The sequence below is a fragment of the Streptomyces sp. NPDC041129 genome (genome assembly GCF_055592265.1).
The window spans coordinates 216,887-237,016 of record NZ_JBVIYV010000003.1; the positions used below are offsets into that span (position 1 = coordinate 216,887).

A 20,130-nucleotide genomic window follows, 5' to 3' on the forward strand; every position below is an offset into this window, starting at 1 on the left:
AAGCGCTGCCCGCCGTTGGGCAGCTCTCGGCGCGAGGCTAGGCGCGCGGACGTTGCGCGTACGTTGCGCCGCGGCCCGGCGGCGGCGCGGGCGCCCGCCGGGGTGGTGGTGCCGGCAGGGCGAGCTCGCCCTCCAGCGCCGCGAGCCGCGCCCGTACCGATGCCGACGGCCGCACCGCCGCCAGGGCCCGCCACACCTCCAGGTCGTCCTCCCCCCACGGGGCGCGCGCCCAGCCGGCGAGCAGATCGGGGTCGCGGTGGGCGATCAGCGCCGACCGCATCTCCTCGGCGAGGCGTCGCCTGAGCCGCACGACCGCCGGCGCCTGCGATCCCGGCAGCAGCGGACCGGTGTACGCCGTCACCGCCCCGGTCAGCGCGCCCGCCTCCAGCCGCCGCTCCACCACGGTGACGTCGGCCTCCACCGGCACCGTCAGCCGGTACGGCCGCGAGGCGAGCAGTCCCGGTCCGATCAGGCGGCGCAGCCGCGCCAGCTCGGCGCGGAGCGTCACCGGGGGCACCGCCTCGTCCTCGTACAGCGCGCAGAGCAGTTCGTCTCCGGTCAGCCCCTCGGGATGGCGGGCCAGCAGCACGAGGATCTCGCTGTGCCGGCGGCCGAGCCGGACCCGCCGTCCGGCCAGGCGGAGTTCGGCCTCGTCCCGGCCCAGCGCGCCGAGCAGCGCCGTGTCCTCGGCGTGCCGGGGCGGCGCCAGCAGCGCGAGCTGCGACTCGGCGGCCCGGGCCACCGCCTGCACGAAGCCCAGGCTGTGCGGGTGCGCCAGCCCGTCGCCGCCGGTGATGTCGACGGCGCCCAGGACGCGCCCGGTGCGCGGGTCGTGGACCGGCGCGGCCGCGCAGGTCCACGGCTGAACCCGCCGTATGAAGTGCTCCGCCGCGAACACCTGCACCGGCCGGTCCAGCGCGACGGCCGTCCCCGGCGCGTTGGTGCCGACCGCCGCCTCCGACCAGAGCGCGCCCGGCACGAAGTTCATCCGGTCCGCCAGGCGCCGGGTCGCCGGGTGCCCCTCGACCCACAGCAGTCTGCCGTGCGCGTCGCACACCGCGAGCAGATGCTCGCCGTCGGCGGCGAACGAGCCCATCAGCTCACGGAACAGCGGCATCACCCGGGCCAGCGGGTGCTCGGCCCGGTGGGCGCCGAGATCGCCGTCGGTCAGCTCCACGTTCGCCGTGCCGTCCGGCCCCACACCGGCCCGTGCGCTGCGCCGCCAGGACTCGGCCACCACCGAGCGCACCGGGCGGGGCACCGTGCCCGCCGTGGTGAACGTCTCGTGCGCCCGGCGCAGCGCCCGGACACGCTCGGCGGGATCGGCCCCCGGTTCCAGGGCCACCCAGGGATCGGTCAACTGGCCCTCCCGGACGGTGAAACGGCTGGCACCATCGTCACTCGCCGTGTTGGTGGGGACAACCGGTTCGACAGCCGCCTAGGCGAAATTGACCAGTCTGATGTAGCGCACCCAGTCCCAGAGCGGTCCGGGATCGGAGTGGTCGCTGCCCGGTACCTCGTAGTGGCCGATGATGTGCTGTCTGTCCTTGGGGATGCCGTAGTGGGCGCAGATCGCCGCCGTCAGCTTGGCGGACTGCTCGTAGAGGGCGTTGGTGAAGTAGGCCGGCTGGTCCACCCAGCCCTCGTGCTCGATGCCGACGCTGCGCGTGTTGTAGTCCCAGTTGCCCGCGTGCCAGGCGACGTCCGCCTCGCGCACGCACTGCGCCACATGACCGTCCGCCGAACGGACCACGTAGTGGGCGGACACCCTCTTGTCGGGGTTGCGGAAGATGGCCAGCGTGTCGCCGTACGTCTCCTGAGTGATGTGGATGATCACGCGGTCGACGGAGTAGCTGCCGGGGCGGTTCGACGCCGTGTAGTTGGTGGAGATCGCCGGCTGCCACTCGGCCGAGGGGTAGTCCACGGCTGCCTGCGCGCCCGCGCGGGCGTCGGGGAGCAGGGCGTAGGGGACCGCGGCGAGTGCCGCGCCCATCAGGATCCGTCGCCTGCTGAGTTGGAGTCCGGGCCGGTTCGTGTCCATCGTCGGCTGCCTTTCGGGAGCGGGTGGGGGGACGGGGCCGTGCCGTGGGTGGCTGACGCGACGTCAGAGGTGGAGAGAGGCCGTGTGGCCTCGCGCGGCCGCGTGTGCGCCGCCGCGCACCAGCCACCGCACCAGGTCAAGCTGCGATATCCGGAAGGCGTCCTCCAGCGGACGCGCCGAGCCGGTCGGGTTCGGCTGCGTGTCTGACTCCAACCGGGGCCAGGTGGTGGCATCCGTGAGTCGGCCGACGGTCACCACGGTGTTCGGTGCGCACGCCACGGCCACCCCTCCCCCCTGTATGCCGGCGTCTGCCGCGATGGGTGCCGGCCGGCCTCACTCGATGCGTGTGCGTTCCTTGTCGCGAGGCACTGCCGCGAGGGCGCCGGCGGGATGGCCCGGCGGTTGTGTCTCGTGCGAATCACGGTACGGCGTGGGGGAGTTGGGCAGAAGAGTGCGCCGTGGATCAGTGGACAGAGCGCGCTGTGTGAACAACTCGGCCACCCGATCGGGTGAGGCCGGGCAGCCAGCTTCGGGCCGCCGGCTCCGGGTCGCCGGCCTCGGGCAGCCGACTACGGGTCGCCGTCCTCGAGCCCCCCGCCTCGGTCCGTCAGCCCCGTTTCGCCACCGGCCGTTCCGCGACCGTCGCCGGATCGTCCAGCACCGCGCGGACGACATAGTGGGCGGCGCCCAGCAGCGGGCCCTCGGGGCCCAGCGTGGACACGGCCACCGGGCAGGCCGGTCCTGCCGTACGGCCCGTCAGCTCCGCCTCCAGCGAGGGCAGCAGCCAAGGGGAGAGGCCCGCCAGCGCCCCGCCCAGGACAACCGTCTCGGGGTCGAGCAGGTTGACGGCCCCGGTCAGCGCGATGCCCAGGGCCGTGCCCGCGTCCCGCAGGGCCCGGCGTACGGCCTCGTCGCCCTTTTCGGCGCGCTCCCCGAGCAGTCCGGCCAGGTCCTCGCGCGGCTCCAGGCCGGCCGCGCGCAGCACCGCCTCCACGCCGGCGTACTGCTCCAGGCAGCCGCGCCCGCCGCACGGGCAGGAGGGGCCGTCGGGCCGGACGGGCACATGGCCCAGCTCGCCCGCGAAACCGCGGGTGCCGCGCAGCAACTGCCCGTCCACGACCACCGCGGCGCCGATACCGATCTCGGCCGACACATGCAGGAAGTCACGCGGTGTGGCGGCGCCGAGCCACAGCTCCGCCAGAGCACCGAAGTTGGCCTCGTTGTCCACGGTCAGCGGCGGCCCGCCGGGCAACAGGGCACCGAGGTCCACATCGTGCCAGTCGAGGTTCGGGGCGCGCACGACGGTGCGGGCGTCACGCGCCACGAGTCCCGGCACGGCGACCGCGAGTCCGGCGGGCCACAGGCCTTCGCGTTCGGCCTCCACGACGACCCGGCCGATCAGTTCCGTCAGCTCCTCCAGCACGGGCTCCGGGGTCCGGCCCCGGTTCGCGCCGTAGCGCACGGCACGCGCGCGGACGGTGCCGCGCAGGTCGACCGCGCACACCGCGAGGTGGTCGATCCCGATCTCCGCCCCGATGCCGGACGGGCCGCGTCCGCTCACCGCGAGAGCCGATCCTGGGCGGCCGACCCGGCCCGGCCGCTCCGGGCCCAGTTCCTCCAGCAGCCCCCAGCGGATCAGCTCGTCCACGAGGGTCGACACCGCGGCCCGGGTCAGCCCGATGTGCGAGGCGACCGCCGCCCGGGACAGCGGGCCCGCCGCGCTGACGGCGTGCATCACCCGGGCGAGGTTGCGCCTGCGCATGCCCTGCTGGGTGTCCGGCAGGGAGCCTCCGGTACCGCGCGGGCGGCCCTCGTGCAGTGGTGCGGTCATGCCCTTCGTCAACCCTCGGTGTCTGAGCCCGGACCCGGTCCGGCACCCGGCCCCGGCTCCGGGCCCGGGCTCAGTGCGATTCCGTCCCCCGCTCCAGCAGCGGGGCCGCGTCGGAGAGTACCCCGCTGATCCGCGCCAGCGTCGTCTCGTCCCGCTCCATGGCCTCCAGCACCGGGCCGGCGGCCGTGTTCCAACGGCGTGCCACAGCGCCCGGATCCTCACCGGTCAGCAGGCCGGCGGCCTGTGCGGCGGCCCCGAGGGCGACCAGTTCCCCCGCCCGGGGAATCTGGACCGGCCGCCCCGACAGCCGCCGTACCGTCTGCTGCCAGGCGGTGCCCCGGGCCCCGCCGCCGATCAGCAGCAACGGCGTGCTGCGGTCCGCGTCCTCGTCCAGGACCAGCTCGAGCGCCCCGAGCAGGGCGTGCACCGCGCCGTCGTAGGCCGCCTGCAGCAACTGGCCGGCGGTCGTGTCATGACGCAGCCCGTGCAGCAGGCCCGAGGCGTGGGGGAGGTTCGGGGTGCGCTCGCCGTCCAGGTACGGCAGCAGGGTGACGGAGGTGCCGGCCTCCACGGCCTCACGGTCCCGGCCCAGGAGCGCCGCGACCCGGTCCACGGCGAGGGTGCAGTTCAGTGTGCACGCGAGTGGCAGCCAGTCCCCGTGCGCGTCAGCGAAGCCGGCCACCGTTCCCGTCGGATCGGCGGGGCGGCGCCTGGCGACCGTGTACACGGTGCCCGACGTGCCGAGGCTCAGTACCGGGGTGCCCGGCCTGAGCCCGAGCCCCAGTGCGGCGGCGGCGTTGTCACCGGTGCCCGGTGCCACCAGAGTGCCCCTGGAGAACGGCAGGTCGTGGCCGTCGCGCACGGTCCCGGCCACCTCGCCGGGCCGCACCACCCGGGGTAGCAGCGCCGGGTCGAGCCCCACATGGGCGAGCGTCTCCTCGTCGTACGCCTCCGTTCCGGCGGCCCACCAGCCCGTGCCGGACGCGTCGCCGCGGTCGGTGGTGCCCTGTCCGGTCAGCCGCTCGGTGAGGTAGTCGTGGGGGAGCCGTACGGCTCTGGTGGCACGGACGGCCTCCGGCTCGTGCTCGGCCAGCCAGGCCCACTTCGCCACCGTGAACGACGCCCCGGGCACACTGCCGGTCCGCTCCGCCCACGCCTTCGGGCCGCCCAGCTCCTCGACGAGCCGGCGGGCCTGCGGCGCCGAGCGGACGTCGTTCCACAGCAGTGCGGGGCGCACCGGTTCGCCCCGTTCGTCCAGCGTGACCAGGCCGTGCTGCTGACCGCCGATGGACACCGCGGCGGCCTCGTGCGCCGGCTCGCCGCACTGGCGCAGCGCCTCGCACAGCGCGTCCCACCACTGGCGCGGATCACTCTCCCGGCCCGCCCCCGAGGACACGGTGTGCGGCGCCTGGCCGCTCGCGACCACCTCACCGGTGGCCGAGTCGACGACCAGTGCCTTCGTGGACTGGGTGGAGGTGTCCACGCCCACGACGAGCGGACCCTCGGCTGCTGACATCGGGCTCTCCCTCTTTCCGCGGCTCCGCGGGATGTGCTGTGACCTGGCAGGACATCGGTCCGCGGCGACGGTGGAACGGATCCCTCGCCGTCGAGGACACACCTTGTCTCTTCCCAGTGGTGTGTGCGCATACTAATTTGTAAACGGCCATGACGAAATAGTCGTACCCAAGCAAGGAGCCGCGGCATGAGCTACCAGCCCACCCCCGAGGACAGGTTCACCTTCGGACTGTGGACCGTCGGCTGGCAGGGCAGGGACCCGTTCGGCGACGCCACCCGCCGCGCCCTCGACCCGGTCGAGACGGTGCGGCGCCTCGCGGAGCTCGGCGCCCACGGAGTGACCTTCCACGACGACGACCTGATCCCCTTCGGGTCCTCGGACACCGAGCGCGAGTCCCACGTCAAGCGCTTCCGCCAGGCCCTGGACGCCACCGGCATGACCGTGCCGATGGCCACCACCAACCTCTTCACCCACCCCGTCTTCAAGGACGGCGCGTTCACCGCCAACGACCGCGACGTCCGCCGGTACGCGCTGCGCAAGACGATCCGCAACATCGACCTCGCCGCCGAACTGGGCGCGAAGACGTACGTCGCCTGGGGCGGCCGCGAGGGCGCCGAGTCCGGCGCCGCCAAGGACGTACGGGCCGCCCTCGACCGTATGAAGGAGGCCTTCGACCTCCTCGGCGAGTACGTCACCTCGCAGGGGTACGACCTGCGGTTCGCCATCGAGCCCAAGCCCAACGAGCCGCGCGGCGACATCCTGCTGCCCACGGTCGGCCACGCGCTGGCCTTCATCGAGCGCCTGGAGCGCCCCGAGCTGTACGGCGTCAACCCCGAGGTGGGGCACGAGCAGATGGCCGGCCTGAACTTCCCGCACGGCATCGCGCAGGCCCTGTGGGCGGGCAAGCTCTTCCACATCGACCTCAACGGCCAGTCCGGCATCAAGTACGACCAGGACCTGCGGTTCGGCGCCGGCGACCTGCGGGCCGCCTTCTGGCTCGTCGACCTGCTGGAGAGCGCGGGCTACGAAGGGCCCCGCCACTTCGACTTCAAGCCGCCGCGGACCGAGGACCTCGACGGCGTGTGGGCGTCTGCGGCCGGCTGCATGCGCAACTACCTCATCCTGAAGGAGCGGGCCGCCGCGTTCCGCGCCGACCCGGAGGTGCAGGACGCGCTGCGCACCTCGCGGCTGGACGAGCTCGCCCAGCCGACCGCGGCGGACGGCCTGCAGGGCCTGCTCGACGACCGTGCGGCTTTCGAGGACTTCGACGTGGAGGCGGCCGCCGCGCGCGGCATGGCCTTCGAGCGGCTCGACCAGCTGGCCATGGACCACCTGCTGGGCGCCCGGGGCTGACCCGGATGCAGCAGGGGGGCGTTCCGAGGTCGCCGGGCGACTTCGGAACGCCCCCTGGGCGGCCCTGCCGGTGGACAACCGTCCGGGTAGGCCTCGGAGCGGTGTCGAAAGCCGTCCCGCCGGTCGTGGCGGCCGTCAGGTGCCTCGGGGCGTCTGAGCCTCCGCGGTCGGTCGAGCCGTCGCCAGCGCCGTCGCCGGGTTCCGGTCCGGGGCGCCCGCCGGAACCCAGTGGCCTCCTTCCGCCCGGTAGGGCCACCAGCGGCCGTCCGGCCCGAGGCGCAGCTGTACCCCTTCGTCCCGGACCGTCCAGCGGTTGCCGCCCCGCCGGAACACGGGCCGTTCGTCGGCCTCCCAGGCCGCGTCCAGGGCCGCACGCGCGCGTACGAGCGCCGCGTCCTCGACCCGCCCCTCCTCGTCGAGCACGGCCAGGGCCGTGAGCCCTCCCAGGCGCCAGGCGCGAACGGCCGTCGCCAGCCCCTCGCGGCCCCGTCCCGATCCCTCGGCGAGCCGCTCGGCCACGGCGTCGGGAACCGCACCGTCGGCGAGCCGTATGACGTCCTCGGCCGCCGTCAGCGCCCGGTCGTCCCGCTCCCCCGGACCACCACTGCCGAGGTCCTCCCCAAGCAGCCGGTGGGCCTCCTGGGCCGTCCTCCCGGCCAGGTACCGCAGTGCCACGGGATCCACCGCCGGCGCCGGTGCCGTCGTGGCGTCGTAGGACGGTGGTCCGCCGGGAGCCTCCGGGACGGCGGGCAGCGCGGGGAGAGCGGGCAGGATGTCCGCGGCCGCCCACGCCTCCGCGGCATCCACGCCCTCGGCCTCGTACGGCTCGCCCGGTTCCGCCGGCTCGTCCGGGGGCGCGGTGCTCCGCCGGTGCACTTCCCGCAGGAACGTGCCCTCTCCGCGGCCGCGCATCAGCAGCAGCACGAACGGATCCTCGTCCAGCAGCCGGGCGACCTGATGGCACAGGGCGGCGGTGTGCCCGCAGTGGTCCCATGCTCCGCAGTCGCACTCGGGTTCAAGCTCGCCGAGACCGGGCAGCAGCTCGATCCCCCTGATCGCCGCGTCCTCGACCAGGTGCGACGGCAGGTCCCCGTCCAGGAGTGCGGCCAGGTGCCCTGCCTGCTCCACGGCCAGGTCCATGAACCGGGTCCACTCCCGCTCGGACAGCTCGGGCAGCAGGACGTCGGCCCGGTGCGCCGTGCCGTTCGGCTCCCGGACGACGGCGGTCACCCGGCCCGGCCGCACGGTCACCGCCCCCACCTCGCCCGCGCGCGCGAGCCGGCGCCCCGCCTTCACCGCGGTGGCCTCCAGCGCCGTGTCCTCCAGCGCGGCCAGCCAGGCGCGGCCCCACCAGGTCCGCGCGAATCCCCGCCCGCGCGCGGGCGGCAACGCGGCGAACGTGCGCTCCGCTCCGCCTTCGTGTGCGTGCTCGTCACGGCTCATCGCGCCTCCCCGCGCAGTTCCACCAGCGCGGCGAGTTCCGCGTCCGTCAGCTCCGTCAGCTCCGTCGGTTCCGCCGGCGCGGCCCCGCCGGTGCCGAGCACGGCGTCCGCGAGCGCGCGCTTGCGACCGAGCATCTCCGCGATGCGGTCCTCGACGGTTCCCTCGGCGATCAGCCGGTGCACCTGCACCGGGCGGGTCTGCCCGATCCGGTACGCCCGGTCGGTGGCCTGGGCCTCGACCGCCGGGTTCCACCAGCGGTCGTAGTGCACCACATGATCGGCGCGGGTGAGGTTCAGGCCCGTCCCCGCAGCCTTCAGCGACAGGAGGAAGACCGGCACCTCGCCGTCCTGGAAGCGGCGCACCAGCGTCTCGCGTTCGGCGACCGGGGTGCCGCCGTGCAGTAGCTGCGAGGGGATTCCATGGGCCGTCAGGTGCCGTTCGAGCAGCCGGGCCATGCGCACGTACTGCGTGAAGACGAGAACCCCCGAGCGCTCCGCCAGGATGGTGTCGAGGAGTTCGTCCAGCAGCTCCAGCTTGCCGGAGCGCCCCGCGAGTCCCGGATCGTCCTCCTTGAGGAACTGCGCCGGGTGGTTGCAGATCTGCTTCAGCCCGGTCAGCAGCTTCACGATGAGACCCCGGCGGGCCATGTCGTCGGCGTCCGCGATGAGGTCGAGGGTCTCCCGGACCAGCGCCTCGTAGAGACCGGCCTGCTCGTGCGTCAGTGCCACGGGGCGGTCGGTCTCGGTCTTCGGCGGCAGTTCCGGCGCGATGCCCGGGTCCGACTTGCGGCGCCGCAGCAGGAACGGCCGCACGAGCCGTGCCAGACGCTCCGCCGCGGCGGGGTCCCCACCGCCCTCGACCGGCCGCGCGTATCGCGCGCGGAAGGCACCGAGGCGGCCGAGCAGCCCCGGGGTGGTCCAGTCGAGGATCGCCCACAGCTCTGTGAGGTCGTTCTCCACCGGTGTGCCTGTGAGCGCCACGCGCGCGCGTGCACCGATGGAGCGCAGTGCGCGCGCGGTCGCCGCATAGGGGTTCTTCACATGCTGTGCCTCGTCGGCGACGACCATCCCCCACGGCACCTCGGCGAGGCGTGCGGCGTCCAGGCGCATCGTGCCGTAGGTGGTGAGCACGAACTCGCCGTCCGCCAGGGATCCGAGGCCGCGCCCGGGGCCGTGGAACCGGCGCACCGGGACACCGGGCGCGAATCTCTGGATCTCGCGCTGCCAGTTGCCCAGCAAGGACGCCGGGCAGACCACCAGCGTGGGCCCGGCGGACGAGGGGTCCGCCTGCCGGTGCAGATGGAGGGCGATCAGTGTGACCGTCTTCCCCAGGCCCATGTCGTCGGCCAGAGAGCAGCCCAGTCCGAGGGCCGTCGTCCGGGCGAGCCAGCCCAGGCCGCGCAGCTGGTAGTCGCGCAGGGTGGCGGCGAGCCCCGGCGGCGGGCCCACGGGCTCGGCGGCCTCAGGGTCCGCGAGCCGCTCCCGGAGCTGCGCCGGCCACCCCGTGGGCCGTACGTCGACCCTGAGGCCGTCGGCCTCGGCGGAGCCGGTCAGGGCGGCCGCCAGGGCCTCGACCGGGGTGAGGGAGCGATTCTCGCGACCCCGCGCGCGGTCCGCCTCGCGGGGGTCGACGAGCACCCATCGGTCGCGCAGCCGGACCAGGGGACGCCTGGCCTCCGCCAGCAGGCCCAGTTCCTCCCGCGACAGTTCGCGCCCGCCCAGCGCGAACGACCACTGGAAGGCCGGCCGGGCACCGGCGGAGAGGAACGACGCCGGCGCCCCGGCCTGCCCGTCCGGCGGGCCGACGTACGCGTGCGCGGTCAGCCCGCGCGACAGCTCCTTCGGCCAGTGCACCTCGACGCCGGCGGCGGCCAGAGCCGGGGCGCCCTCGCCCAGGAGGCCGGCGATCTCGTCGTCGGCGAGGTGCACCACGTCGGGAACGGCGGCGGTGAGCAGCGGAGTCAGCGGTGGCCATGCCCGGACCGCGCGGCGCAGCGCCAGCAGCGTGTCCGCCCGCGCGCGCGGTCCGAACGTCTCGCGTGCGGCCGCCGGGCCGGACCAGAGCTCGGCGGCATCCGCGACGCCCATCGTCCCGCTCGTGCCGTGCACCTGGAGCACGGCACGGAACCGCACGGGGACGTGATCCTCACCCTCGCCGGTGGCCTCGGGGAGGCCGGGTGCCTCCACCCGCAACGACAGCCGAACGCCCGTGTCGTGGCCGGCGGCGATGTCGTCGGCCCACCCGCGGAGGCCGGGCATGTGCTGGGGCTCCGGTGCGGCGAACGCGGCGCCGCCCGTCACGAGTGCGGCGGCGGGGGAGCGGGGGAGGGCGTCGGCGACCGCGTCCAGGAAGGAGCGCAACAGCCGTTCCGGGTCCGGCAGGCGTGGCCGGCCGTCCCTGGTGAGAGGCGTGGCGTACGCCTCAGGGGGCATGGCGGCGGCGAGTTCACGGACCAGTTCGGCATCGCGCGCGGACAGCGGTCCCATTCTCCACGCGTCGTGATCGGTCGGCGACAGGCCGGGCAGGAGCAGACCGCGCGCCAGGAACCGCAGGGCGAGCAGGCCGGCCGCGCCCCAGAACTCGACCGCTCGGTGTCGCCCGTCCTGCCCCGACCGGGTGAGCAGCGGGAGGGCGGCCCGGACGGGCAGCAGCACTGCGGGCAGCCGTACCCGCCGCACATCACCGTCCGGCGCGGGCAGCACCAGGTCCAGCTCCGCGGCGGAGCCCTGGGTGATGGCGGGGAGAGCTTCGCCGCCCGGCCGCCAGAAGGCCATCGTGCCGGTGCGGGGCGGGTCGGACGGGACGAAGACGGCGCAGCAGCGGTTCAGCTCGGACGTGTCGGACGGGGCGCACGTGTCGGACGGGTCGGGGAGGCCCGATGGCTCGGACGGTTCGGCCGCAAGGGCCGGCTCGGGGTGCTCGGACGGTTCGGTGGGCGGTGCGGTGGAGATCCTCTGCACGACTCTGCCCGCGCTCCTCAAATTTGACTACTGATACGAGGTCGCCGAGGGTACAGCACGCCGGAGGGAAGCTCGGAGCGCTCGGCCTGTGATGCGGGCCACCAGGGCCTCTCGTGTGGATCATGCCGGGCTCGCGGACCCTGGCACCGCGCCTCGCCGCGTTGTCGTCGGTTGCCATGGCTCAGCCATGGCGCCCTCCTCCGCCTTGCGACGCACGGCACCGGACCCCGCTCCCTGATCCGGCCTGATCCAAACGAAAGACCCTGGGGGCGGGTATCGGGGAAGTCTCAGGGTCGCGCTGCGGAACCGCGGGAAGCGTGCGGCCGTTCTCAGATCAGAGAGCGGCAAGGGCTGCCGCGAAGGAGGCGACGCTCATGTCCAACAACGCGAAGATCGCCGTAGGGGGCGTGGCGGTCGGTCTGCTGCTGCTGATCTGGCTGCCCTGGTGGGTGGCGCTCCTCATCGTGGTGGGAGTCCCGGTCGCCGCCTACCTGGCTCTGGACCCCTCGCAGCGGCGCAGGCTGCGTCGTGTCTCGCGCAAGGAACTGGGCCGCTGAAGGGCTGCCGGGGCCGTTGACCGGCCCGGTCGGGCGAGGACGGGGCTCACCGGCGAGCCGGAGGCGGTCGACGGGGAGCCGTGCCGCTACGGGCGCGGCACGGCTCCGCCGACTCACAGAGGTCGTACGGCCAGCTTGTCGAGCGCCTCCAGCAGGCCGGGCAGTTCGGGGCCCCTGCCCACCGGCAGTACCTCACCCGGCTCCTCGTCCAGCAGGACGAAGGCGATGTCGTCGGTGCGCGCCACGATCGACCAGCCGGGGCCGTCGGCCCGCAGCGTACGGGCGTCGCCCGGGGCGAACGAGGAGCGGACCCGGCCGAGCGGCGGCGGCGAGTCGACGTAGGCGCGCGCCTCCGCCAGAACGCGCCGGACGCCCTGGTGCCCGGACCTGGGTTCGCCCTCGGCGTCGTCCGCCGGGGGCTCCACCGCCTCGGGCCGAGTGTCGGGGGAGGGCGAGTAGTCGTCGCCGATCTGCTCCCGCCAGACCGCCCACTGCAGCGCGATCTCGTCGGCGCCCAGGCGGCGCTGGGCCGGACCCCAGGAACTGGTGTCCGGCGGGGTCAGCGCGGGCCCGTCCGCGGCGTCCGGGGTGGGATCGTGGGGTGCGGGCACCCCCGGTGCGGCCACGGCCACCGCCAGCGGCCAGCCCGGCAGGGCGGCCACCACCGTGCTCTCGTCCGGCGACAGTTCGTACTCCATGCCGCAGTCCCAGGACGCGATCGCCACGGCGACCAGGGACACGTCGTCGATGGCGACCGTCCAGCGGGCGCCGTCACCGTCCTGCCCCAGCACCAGGCCGTACCCGTCGGCGTGCGGCGCCAGACCCAGCGCGGCGCAGGCCTCCGGATAGTCGTCGCCCAGCACGCTCGGGAACTGTGCGGGCGTCAGCAGCACCGCCGTGAGCACATACAGCGCCTCGTCCGCGGCGGCGACGGCCTGCTCGTCCGTCCCGGCCATCACAGCCCTCCCAGTGGTTCGTCCATCGGCGCGCACCCTAGTGCGAGTGGAAGGTGCTTGTCACGACTCCACACACCACGCGGAGCTGCAGGTTTCCACCTGGACGGGGGCGAAACGGCCGCCTGACGGAAGGCCGTGATCCGGGGCCGGTCCGGTGCGGCTCAGGCGGCCGGCAGGCCGAGGAGGTCGCGGGCGACCGTCTGGGGCGACTCGTTCCGTTCCCGGGCCAGCGCGATGACCGCCCGGCACGCCAGTTCGCTCACCCCGAAGGACAGCGCCTCCGGCGACACCCACGCCGACGCCTCGTCGATGCCGTCCTGATCGTCCTCCGTGCGGGCCGCCACGTAGGCCGCCGCGGCCTCGAACAAGTTGTGTGGACGTCGTTCCCGCCCGCTCGTCGCCTCCGCGCGCGGGGAGGTACGGAACCTGGCGGTGTACTTGCGCATCGCGTCGAACACCTGACCCGCCTTCCTCTGAACGGGGTCGTCACCGACCCCTCACCCGGCACTGCTCAACGTAGAGTTGAAGCTCCGGCGGCAAAAGGGGGCAGCGACGGTGCGCTTCGACCGGCTCAGGCGGATCCAGCGGATGGACCCGGTGGCGGACGCTCACGAGATCTACCGGCTCAGCACGGCGTTCGAATTCCCGTGGGACTACACACGGGCCCTGGAGCTGGCTCTGTACCGCACCTACGCCGTCCCCTCCATCGGGCGGCTCCTCGCGCGGACGGGAGAGCTGGTCGACCGCGCCCAGAGGCGGTACGACGACACCGCACTGCTCCTGGACACCGTGGTGGAGCACGGCTTCGCCGCCCCCGAAGGCCGCACCGCGATCCGCCGCATCAACCAGATGCACCGCAGCTACGACATCAGCGACGACGACATGCGGTACGTGCTGTCCACGTTCGTGGTGGTGCCCCGGCGCTGGATCGACACCTACGGCTGGCGCCGCCTGTCCCGGCACGAGATCGTCGCGGCCACCGAGTACTACCGCACCCTCGGCCGGCACATGGGCATCCCCGGTGTCCCGGAGACCTACGAGGAGTTCGAGGCGCTGCTCGACGCGTACGAGCGGGCCCACTTCGCCTGGGACGAGCAGGCCCGGCGGGTCTCCGACGCCACGCTCGACCTGATGGCGTCCTGGTATCCGCGCCCGCTGGCCCCCCTGTTGCGCACGGTCACGCTCGCCCTGCTCGACGAACCCCTGCTGTGCGCCTTCCGCTACGAGCCTCCGGGTCCCGTCTCCTCGGCACTCGTGCGCCACGCGGTCCGGGCGCGCGGTCGGCTGGTCCGCCTGCTCCCGCCCCGCCGCGCACCGCACTTCGCGCGGCAGAACCGGGAGATCAAGAGCTACCCGAACGGCTACCGTCCGGCCGACCTGGGCACCCGTCCGGTCCCGGGGATGGGCGGCTGTCCGGTACGCCGCCTGGACGCCTCAGCGGGCGACGTCCCCGAGTGAGGTCAGGGTGTCGCGCAGCCAGGTGAGTTCGGCCCGGCTCGTGGCACGCGCGATGGTGAGGACGCCGCGCCGGAACGGATCCTCCAGTTCCTCGGCGCGCAGCGGCCGGTCGCCGTCGTAGAAGAAGCTCGCCGGTTCCTCCAGAAAGGCCAGCCGGCGCCGTAGCACGGTCGCCTGGGCGGCCGGATCGTCGAGGTGCCGCAGGAACGCGAGCACGGTGAACCAGTGGTTCTCGTCGGTGATCTCACGCTGTCCTGGCTCGGCCAGGCGGCGCAGCAGTTCCTGCCTGCCCTGCTCGGTGAGCGTCAGGACGTGACGCGGCGCTGCCACGGCGCCTGGCTCAGTGGTCCGCGCGAGCAGCCCTGCCTTCTCCAGCCGCTTGATCGCGGGGTACAGCGTGCTCTCGGCCACGGGCCGCACGTGCCCGGTGAGTGCGGCGATGTGCCTGCGCAGGACGTAGCCGTGCAGCGGGACGTCGTAGAGGAAGCCGAGGATGGCGAGTTCCAGCATGGCCGCATTCTCTCGCATGGGCGTGGTACATCAAGGTGCTCATATTCCTGTGGCGCTATACATCGGTGTCGAAGTATGTTGTGCTCAGTGCAGTCGAGCCGTAGTGACGCAGGAGGGGCGACGTGGAGCAGGCCGTATTCGACGACAGGGGAAGCCGGATCCGGTGGACGGAGGTGTCCGGTGCGGAGCCTGCGCGCGTGTATCTGCACGGACTGGGATCGATCTCCTCCGTGTACCACGCGCATGTAGCGGCCCGTCCCGAGCTGGTCGGCAGGCGCAGTCTGTTCGTGGACCTGCCCGGGCACGGCATCAGCGACCGGCCCGAGCACTTCGGTTACACACTGGAGGAGAACGCCGACGCCCTGGCGGCCGCGATGGACCAGGCGGGCGTCACCGGTGCCGAGCTGATCGCGCACAGCATGGGCGGAGCCGTCGCCATCGTGCTCGCCCACCGGCGGCCCGACCTGGTGTCACGGCTCGTTCTCACCGAGGCCAACCTCGACGCCTTCCCGCCGCCCAAGGCCGGCAGCAGCTCGATCGCCGCCTATGGGGAGGACGAGTTCGTGGAGAGGCGGTACGCGCGCGTGCTCGACGCCGTCGGCCCGCTGTGGGCGGCCACGATGCGGCTGGCCGATCCCAGGGCGCTGCACCGCAGCGCCGTCGGCCTCCGCCGCGGCTCGGACCCCGTCATGCGCACGATTCTCGAGGGCCTGGACGTCGACCGTGTCTACCTCCAGGGCGAACACAGCGGCGAACTCCCGGGCCGGAAGGATCTGGAGGCCGCGGGAGTCCACGTTCTCACGGTGCCGGGCGCCGGGCACAACGTCATGTTCGACAACCCCGACGCCTTCGTGGCGGCCGTGGCCGGACGGGGCTGACACGCACTCGTGGTCAGTCCTCGCGCGTCGCCAGCGCGAGGAAGCGGGCGTCCTCGTCGACATACGAGGTCATGCGCCACCCCGCACGGTCCAGCAGCGGGCGGAGATTGGCCTCGGCGCGGAGGTCGTCCGGCGTGATCCGCCGCCCCTGCCGCGCCGCCAGGGCCGCCCGGCCGATGGGATGGAAGAGGGCCAGCCTGCCGCCCGGACGCACCACCCGGGCCAGTTCCCGCAGGTTCTCGACGGGCCACGGCAGGTGCGCGATCAGGCCGGCCGCGAAGACCCCGTCCAGGGCGCCCCGGCGCAGCGGCAGCGCGGCGACGTCCGCGAGCAGCAGCTGGCCCTCCTGGTCCCTGCCGGCGCGTACGGCCGCGTGCAGCATCGCCGGGGTCAGATCGACGCCGGCCACCACCCCGGCAGGCCCGACCGCGGCACGCAGCGGCGGCAGAGCGCGGCCCGTGCCGCAGCCGGCGTCGAGCACGCGGTCGCCCGGGCGCAGTCCCATCTCCGCCACGGCGGCCGCGTAGGCGGGGCCGTCGTCGGGAAACCTGCTGTCCCACCCGGCCGCACGGGGGGTGAAGAACTCCTGGACGTGTGTGTGGTCGTCGCTCATGTTCGGCATGATTCCTCACCGACACGAGGGACACTCCTGCGCGCACGTTCGAGCGCGAGCCGATCGTTCTGCCGCCTCTCTGCGTCATATTCCAACACCTTTCGAAATGCGCCCCCTTCGTGCGCCTCTGCCCCGGCTAGCGTCCCGGGGCCATGGGACACCTGGACCACGCCGCCTTCGGCTGGCTGACCCCCGTGCTGTCGTATCTGATGGCCTGCACGGGCGCCGCACTGGGTCTGCGCTGCACCGTCCGCGCACTCGCCGCCACCGGCCGGTCGCGCCGCAACTGGCTCCTCACCGCGGCCTCCGCTATCGGCACGGGCATCTGGACCATGCACTTCGTGGCCATGCTCGGCTTCCGCGTCAGCGGCACCGGCATCCGCTACGACGTACCGCTGACCATCCTCAGCCTGGTCGTCGCCATGGCCGTCGTCTGTGCCGGCGTCTTCGCCGTCGGCTACAGCCGCGACCGCAACCGCGCCCTCCTGCTCGGCGGTCTCACCACCGGGCTGGGCGTCGCCAGCATGCACTACCTGGGCATGGCGGCCGTCCGGCTGCACGGCGACGTGATCTACCGGCCCGTCCTCGTCGGCCTCTCGGTGCTGATCGCCGTCGTGGCGGCGACCGCGGCGCTGTGGGCGGGGCTCAACATCAAGTCGCCCCTCGCGGTCACCCTCGCCTCCCTCGTCATGGGAGCGGCAGTCAGCAGCATGCACTACACCGGAATGTTCGCGGTGAGGGTGCGGGTCACCCCCTCCGGCGAAGTCCTGCCCGGGGCCACGGCGATGCAGTTCATCTTCCCCCTCGCCGTCGGCCTCGGGTCCTACCTGTTCCTCACCTCGGCCTTCGTCGCCCTCTCGCCCACGGCCGGCGAACGCGAGGCGTCCGCCTCCGCCCAGCGGCCCGTCCAGAGCGCCGCGGGCTAGCGGGATCCCGTCCCCGGACCCCCGTCCCACATCCCGAGCGAGGAGGCCATGCGCCCACCCCGAGACACCCTGTGTGCCGGCTCACCCGGACAGAGTCCGGCCCCGCCGCGCGGTCGCCGCGCGCATGCCGGACCACCCGCCGACGAGGGCACGGACCAGCCGCTGGACCTTCCTCCGTTCGACCCGCCCGCGCGCGCAGGACGCCGGCGCCTGCGCCCTCGTACCGTGCGCGCCAAGGTGATCTGCCTGCTGATGGTGCCCGTCGTCTCCCTGCTCGCCCTGTGGGCCTACGCCACCGTCAGCACCGCGCAGGACATCGCCCGGCTGCGCCAGTCCCAGCGCGTCGACACCGAACTGCGCGCCCCCGTGGCCGCCGCTGTCACGGCGCTCCAGAACGAGCGGGCGGCGGCCGTTCGCTACGCCGCCGAGCCCGGCGCGGCACGCGGCGACGACCTGCGGACCATGGCAGCCCGCACCGACCGCGCGCTGACCGGGCTGCGGCTCGGCGGCGACAGCACCGTCGCCGACAGCCAGGAACTCCCGGGCCCGGTCGCCGAGCGGCTCGAGACGTTCGTGACCGGCGCCGAGCGCCTGCGCGCGCTGCGGACAGCCGTTCTCGACCGCAGAACCGGCTGGAGCCAGGCCTACGGCCAGTACACGAAGACCATCGGTGCGGCCTTCACGGTGGACGGTGCACTCACCGGCATCCAGCAGGCCGACGTCGGCTCGGACGCGCGCGTGCTGCTCGAATTCTCCCGGGCCGCCGAGGCACTGGCCCAGGAGGACGCCGTCCTCGGCGGCACGCGCCCGGACGCCCGACCGCAGGGCGAACGGCTCCGGCTGTTCGCCGCCGCCGTCGCCACGCGCCGCGCGCTCACCACCGCCGCCGTCGCCGACCTGCCCGGCACCCAGCGCGCCGCCTGGCACGACCTCGCCGGTGGCGGCGCCCACACCACCCTCATTGCCATCGAGGACAGGATCCTCGCCGCCGAACCCGGAGCCGGGGCGGTCCGCACGGCACCGGAGACAGGCTGGAACAGCGCCCACGCGCGCGTACGGGACGACATGCGGACCCTGGCGGCGGACACCGGCCGCGCCGTGGCGGGCCGATCCGATCCCTACAAGCGCGGACTGCTGAGTCCGGCGGGCGCCGCCGTGCTGTTCGGTCTCGTCGCCGTCGGCACCTCGCTCGCCATCTCCGTCCGCATCGGCCGGGCCCTCGTGATCGAACTGGTCAGGTTGCGCAACGACGCCCTGGAGATCGCCCGCCGCAAACTCCCCGCGGCGATGCGGAAACTGCGAACGGGCGAGGAGATCGACGTCGAGGCCGAGGCGCCCGCAGGGCCGCCGGCGGAGGACGAGACCGGCCAGGTCGCCGAGGCACTGACCGTCGTGCACCGCGCCGCCCTGCGCGCGGCGGCGGAGCGCGCCGAACTCGCCGGCGGCATCTCCGGGGTCTTCGTCAACCTGGCCCGGCGCAGCCAGGTGCTGGTCCACCGTCAGCTCAGCCTCCTGGACAGCATGGAGCGGCGCTCCGACGACCCCGACGAGCTGAGCGACCTGTTCCGGCTCGACCACCTCACCACCCGGATGCGGCGGCACGCCGAGAGCCTGATCATCCTCTCCGGAGCGGCACCCGGCCGGGCCTGGCGCACGCCGGTGTCCCTCACGAACGTCGTACGCGCGGCGGTGTCCGAGGTCGAGGACTACGCGCGCGTGGAGGTGCGCGGGCTCCCGGCTGCGTCCGTCGTCGGAACGGCGGTCGCCGACCTCACCCATCTGCTGGCCGAACTCGTCGAGAACGCCGCCCAGTTCTCGCCACCGCACACGCGCGTGCGGGTCACCGGTGAGCCCGTCGGCAACGGTTACGTCCTGGAGGTCGAGGACCGGGGCCTAGGCATGGGGCCCGAGGTCCTCGCGGAGGCGAACCAGCGGATCGAGCAGTCCGAGGCCCTCGATCTGTTCGACAGCGACCGCCTCGGACTCTTCGTGGTCAGCAGACTCGCCTCCCGGCACGGCATCAAGGTGCACCTGCGCACCTCCCCCTACGGAGGCACCACCGCGGTCGTCCTGGTACCCACCGCGCTTCTGCACACCGGGTCCCCGCAACACCCCGCGCAGGAGGAGACGACGGCGGCCCCGCAGCGCAGGCGAGAGTACGCGCGCGTGCCGGAGGAGCCTCCGGCTCCTGCCGAGGTCACCGCCCGGACCGGCCGGCCGGCCCTCGCGGCCACCGCCCCCGCACACCAGCCCTCGGCCCCTGAACGCGGGCCGTCGCCCCCCTCGCACCAGACCTCGGCTCCCGCACCCCCGTCCCCGGCCTCCGCACACGAACCGCCGCCCCCCGGGGTCACCGCCTTGAGGCCGCACCGCCCACCGCACGACTCCGAACCCTCCGACGTCCTCCCACGCCGCGTGCGCCAGGCGAACCTGGCCCCTCAACTCCGCAGGCAGCGCCCTGAGGAGCCGGCACCGGAACCCGCCCCGCGGGGTGACGACGGACGCACCCCCGAACTCGTACGGGACCGCATGGCGGCCTACCGCGACGGCTGGGTCCGGGGCGGCGGCGGACAAGCGGGCCGCGGCGCCGTCACCGGAACCCGAACAGGCAGTGAGAGCAGCGAAGGAGACCCGGCATGATCCAGGACCCGAACATGAGGGCCGCCCAGCGATCCGGCGAACTCGACTGGCTGCTGGACGACCTGGTGATGCGGGTGAGCGAGGTACGGCACGCCGTCGTGCTGTCCAACGACGGCCTCGCCGTGGGCGCCTCCACCGGCCTCGCGCGGGACGACGCGGAGCATCTGGCCGCCGTGGCCTCCGGTTTCAACAGCCTCGCCAAAGGCGCCGGACGCCACTTCGGAGCGGGCGGAGTACGCCAGACCATGGTGGAGATGGATGACGCCTTCCTCTTCGTCGCGGCCGCCGGAGAAGGTTCCTGCCTCACCGTGCTCACCGCCGTCACCGCGGACATCGGCCTGGTCGCCTACGAGATGGCACGACTGGTCAGGCGCGTCGGCGAGCACCTCCACACCGCGCCGCGCATCACCGCCCGGCCGCCCGCCGCCGGATGAGCCGGAAGGGCGGC

17 protein-coding genes and 1 pseudogene are annotated in these 20,130 nt (G+C 73.9%); 7 read left to right on the forward strand and 11 right to left on the reverse strand.

Going from position 1 to position 20,130, the window contains the following annotated elements; translation table 11 throughout:
- Nucleotides 1-37: 37 nt before the first annotated feature.
- From ACZ6B1_RS13770 to xylB, 5 genes and pseudogenes are all read right to left on the reverse strand, one after another.
- Nucleotides 38-1,360, reverse strand: a complete 1,323-nt coding sequence (locus ACZ6B1_RS13770; protein ID WP_468777910.1) for a GAF domain-containing protein — start codon at nt 1,358-1,360, stop codon at nt 38-40.
- Nucleotides 1,361-1,438: 78 nt separating this feature from the next.
- On the reverse strand, nt 1,439-2,041 hold the full coding sequence (locus ACZ6B1_RS13775) for an N-acetylmuramoyl-L-alanine amidase (protein ID WP_468777912.1): 603 nt from the start codon (nt 2,039-2,041) through the stop codon (nt 1,439-1,441).
- A 114-nt stretch (nt 2,042-2,155) separates the two neighbouring features.
- Nucleotides 2,156-2,329, reverse strand: a pseudogene (locus ACZ6B1_RS13780) (acetamidase/formamidase family protein); the annotation flags it as partial.
- Nucleotides 2,330-2,648: 319 nt separating this feature from the next.
- Nucleotides 2,649-3,872, reverse strand: coding sequence for an ROK family protein (locus tag ACZ6B1_RS13785; RefSeq protein ID WP_468777914.1), 1,224 nt, complete (start codon nt 3,870-3,872; stop codon nt 2,649-2,651).
- A 70-nt stretch (nt 3,873-3,942) separates the two neighbouring features.
- Nucleotides 3,943-5,388, reverse strand: a complete 1,446-nt coding sequence (gene xylB, locus ACZ6B1_RS13790) for a xylulokinase (RefSeq protein WP_468777917.1) — start codon at nt 5,386-5,388, stop codon at nt 3,943-3,945.
- A 186-nt stretch (nt 5,389-5,574) separates the two neighbouring features.
- On the opposite strand from xylB, the gene xylA reads away from it, so the two are divergent.
- Entirely contained in the window at nt 5,575-6,741 is a 1,167-nt protein-coding gene (gene xylA / locus ACZ6B1_RS13795) for a xylose isomerase (protein WP_468777919.1), read from the forward strand.
- A 135-nt stretch (nt 6,742-6,876) separates the two neighbouring features.
- Here xylA and ACZ6B1_RS13800 read toward each other — a convergent pair whose 3' ends face one another.
- Both ACZ6B1_RS13800 and ACZ6B1_RS13805 read right to left on the reverse strand, forming a co-directional pair.
- A complete protein-coding gene (locus tag ACZ6B1_RS13800) occupies nt 6,877-8,184 on the reverse strand; it encodes an SWIM zinc finger family protein (RefSeq protein WP_468777921.1) in 1,308 nt (435 codons plus the stop codon).
- The gene (locus tag ACZ6B1_RS13805; RefSeq protein ID WP_468778554.1) at nt 8,181-10,958 is read right to left on the reverse strand and encodes an SNF2-related protein; all 2,778 of its coding nucleotides are present in this window, start codon (nt 10,956-10,958) and stop codon (nt 8,181-8,183) included. The genes ACZ6B1_RS13800 and ACZ6B1_RS13805 overlap by 4 nt, the downstream gene beginning before the upstream one ends.
- Before the next feature lie 560 nt (nt 10,959-11,518).
- On the opposite strand from ACZ6B1_RS13805, the gene ACZ6B1_RS13810 reads away from it, so the two are divergent.
- On the forward strand, nt 11,519-11,701 hold the full coding sequence (locus tag ACZ6B1_RS13810; protein ID WP_468777923.1) for a hypothetical protein: 183 nt from the start codon (nt 11,519-11,521) through the stop codon (nt 11,699-11,701).
- Between the two features lie 113 nt (nt 11,702-11,814).
- On the opposite strand, the gene ACZ6B1_RS13815 is transcribed toward ACZ6B1_RS13810, so the two are convergent.
- Both ACZ6B1_RS13815 and ACZ6B1_RS13820 read right to left on the reverse strand, forming a co-directional pair.
- Nucleotides 11,815-12,657, reverse strand: coding sequence for a hypothetical protein (locus ACZ6B1_RS13815; protein WP_468777926.1), 843 nt, complete (start codon nt 12,655-12,657; stop codon nt 11,815-11,817).
- Nucleotides 12,658-12,818: 161 nt separating this feature from the next.
- Nucleotides 12,819-13,103 carry a hypothetical protein gene (locus ACZ6B1_RS13820; protein ID WP_468777930.1) on the reverse strand — a complete coding sequence of 95 codons (285 nt, stop codon included), beginning with the start codon at nt 13,101-13,103 and terminating at the stop codon, nt 12,819-12,821.
- A gap of 142 nt (nt 13,104-13,245) precedes the next feature.
- Here ACZ6B1_RS13820 and ACZ6B1_RS13825 point away from each other — a divergent pair, with 142 nt between their 5' ends.
- Nucleotides 13,246-14,115 carry an oxygenase MpaB family protein gene (locus tag ACZ6B1_RS13825; protein WP_468778556.1) on the forward strand — a complete coding sequence of 290 codons (870 nt, stop codon included), beginning with the start codon at nt 13,246-13,248 and terminating at the stop codon, nt 14,113-14,115.
- Here ACZ6B1_RS13825 and ACZ6B1_RS13830 read toward each other — a convergent pair.
- A complete protein-coding gene (locus tag ACZ6B1_RS13830) occupies nt 14,092-14,625 on the reverse strand; it encodes a PadR family transcriptional regulator (RefSeq protein WP_468777932.1) in 534 nt (177 codons plus the stop codon). The genes ACZ6B1_RS13825 and ACZ6B1_RS13830 overlap by 24 nt on opposite strands.
- 122 nt (nt 14,626-14,747) lie before the next feature.
- Here ACZ6B1_RS13830 and ACZ6B1_RS13835 point away from each other — a divergent pair, with 122 nt between their 5' ends.
- Nucleotides 14,748-15,503: an alpha/beta fold hydrolase gene (locus ACZ6B1_RS13835; RefSeq protein WP_468777935.1), complete on the forward strand. Its 756-nt coding sequence runs from the start codon at nt 14,748-14,750 to the stop codon at nt 15,501-15,503.
- 13 nt (nt 15,504-15,516) lie between these two features.
- Here ACZ6B1_RS13835 and ACZ6B1_RS13840 read toward each other — a convergent pair whose 3' ends face one another.
- Entirely contained in the window at nt 15,517-16,116 is a 600-nt protein-coding gene (locus tag ACZ6B1_RS13840) for a class I SAM-dependent methyltransferase (protein WP_468777937.1), read from the reverse strand.
- Nucleotides 16,117-16,268: 152 nt separating this feature from the next.
- Here ACZ6B1_RS13840 and ACZ6B1_RS13845 point away from each other — a divergent pair, with 152 nt between their 5' ends.
- Genes ACZ6B1_RS13845 through ACZ6B1_RS13855 form a run of 3 tightly spaced genes read left to right on the forward strand, consistent with a single transcriptional unit; the run spans nt 16,269 to nt 20,116 of the window.
- Complete coding sequence (locus tag ACZ6B1_RS13845) at nt 16,269-17,042, forward strand: MHYT domain-containing protein (RefSeq protein ID WP_468777940.1); 774 nt, start codon at nt 16,269-16,271, stop codon at nt 17,040-17,042.
- 48 nt (nt 17,043-17,090) lie between these two features.
- Complete coding sequence (locus ACZ6B1_RS13850) at nt 17,091-19,682, forward strand: sensor histidine kinase (RefSeq protein WP_468777943.1); 2,592 nt, start codon at nt 17,091-17,093, stop codon at nt 19,680-19,682.
- Entirely contained in the window at nt 19,679-20,116 is a 438-nt protein-coding gene (locus ACZ6B1_RS13855) for a roadblock/LC7 domain-containing protein (protein ID WP_468777945.1), read from the forward strand. Before ACZ6B1_RS13850 ends, ACZ6B1_RS13855 begins: the two co-directional genes overlap by 4 nt.
- Nucleotides 20,117-20,130 lie beyond the last annotated feature (14 nt).

Bases quoted from the DNA above. Each gene is read 5' to 3' on its own strand.
- ACZ6B1_RS13775 (WP_468777912.1), bottom strand. From the start codon at position 2,041: ATGGACACGAACCGGCCCGGACTCCAACTCAGCAGGCGACGGATCCTG.
- ACZ6B1_RS13785 (WP_468777914.1), bottom strand. From the start codon at position 3,872: ATGACCGCACCACTGCACGAGGGCCGCCCGCGCGGTACCGGAGGCTCC.
- xylB (WP_468777917.1), bottom strand. From the start codon at position 5,388: ATGTCAGCAGCCGAGGGTCCGCTCGTCGTGGGCGTGGACACCTCCACC.
- xylA (WP_468777919.1), top strand. From the start codon at position 5,575: ATGAGCTACCAGCCCACCCCCGAGGACAGGTTCACCTTCGGACTGTGG.
- ACZ6B1_RS13800 (WP_468777921.1), bottom strand. From the start codon at position 8,184: ATGAGCCGTGACGAGCACGCACACGAAGGCGGAGCGGAGCGCACGTTC.
- ACZ6B1_RS13805 (WP_468778554.1), bottom strand. From the start codon at position 10,958: ATGGCCTTCTGGCGGCCGGGCGGCGAAGCTCTCCCCGCCATCACCCAG.
- ACZ6B1_RS13810 (WP_468777923.1), top strand. From the start codon at position 11,519: ATGTCCAACAACGCGAAGATCGCCGTAGGGGGCGTGGCGGTCGGTCTG.
- ACZ6B1_RS13815 (WP_468777926.1), bottom strand. From the start codon at position 12,657: ATGGCCGGGACGGACGAGCAGGCCGTCGCCGCCGCGGACGAGGCGCTG.
- ACZ6B1_RS13820 (WP_468777930.1), bottom strand. From the start codon at position 13,103: ATGCGCAAGTACACCGCCAGGTTCCGTACCTCCCCGCGCGCGGAGGCG.
- ACZ6B1_RS13825 (WP_468778556.1), top strand. From the start codon at position 13,246: ATGGACCCGGTGGCGGACGCTCACGAGATCTACCGGCTCAGCACGGCG.
- ACZ6B1_RS13830 (WP_468777932.1), bottom strand. From the start codon at position 14,625: ATGCTGGAACTCGCCATCCTCGGCTTCCTCTACGACGTCCCGCTGCAC.
- ACZ6B1_RS13840 (WP_468777937.1), bottom strand. From the start codon at position 16,116: ATGAGCGACGACCACACACACGTCCAGGAGTTCTTCACCCCCCGTGCG.
- ACZ6B1_RS13845 (WP_468777940.1), top strand. From the start codon at position 16,269: ATGGGACACCTGGACCACGCCGCCTTCGGCTGGCTGACCCCCGTGCTG.
- ACZ6B1_RS13850 (WP_468777943.1), top strand. From the start codon at position 17,091: ATGCGCCCACCCCGAGACACCCTGTGTGCCGGCTCACCCGGACAGAGT.
- ACZ6B1_RS13855 (WP_468777945.1), top strand. From the start codon at position 19,679: ATGATCCAGGACCCGAACATGAGGGCCGCCCAGCGATCCGGCGAACTC.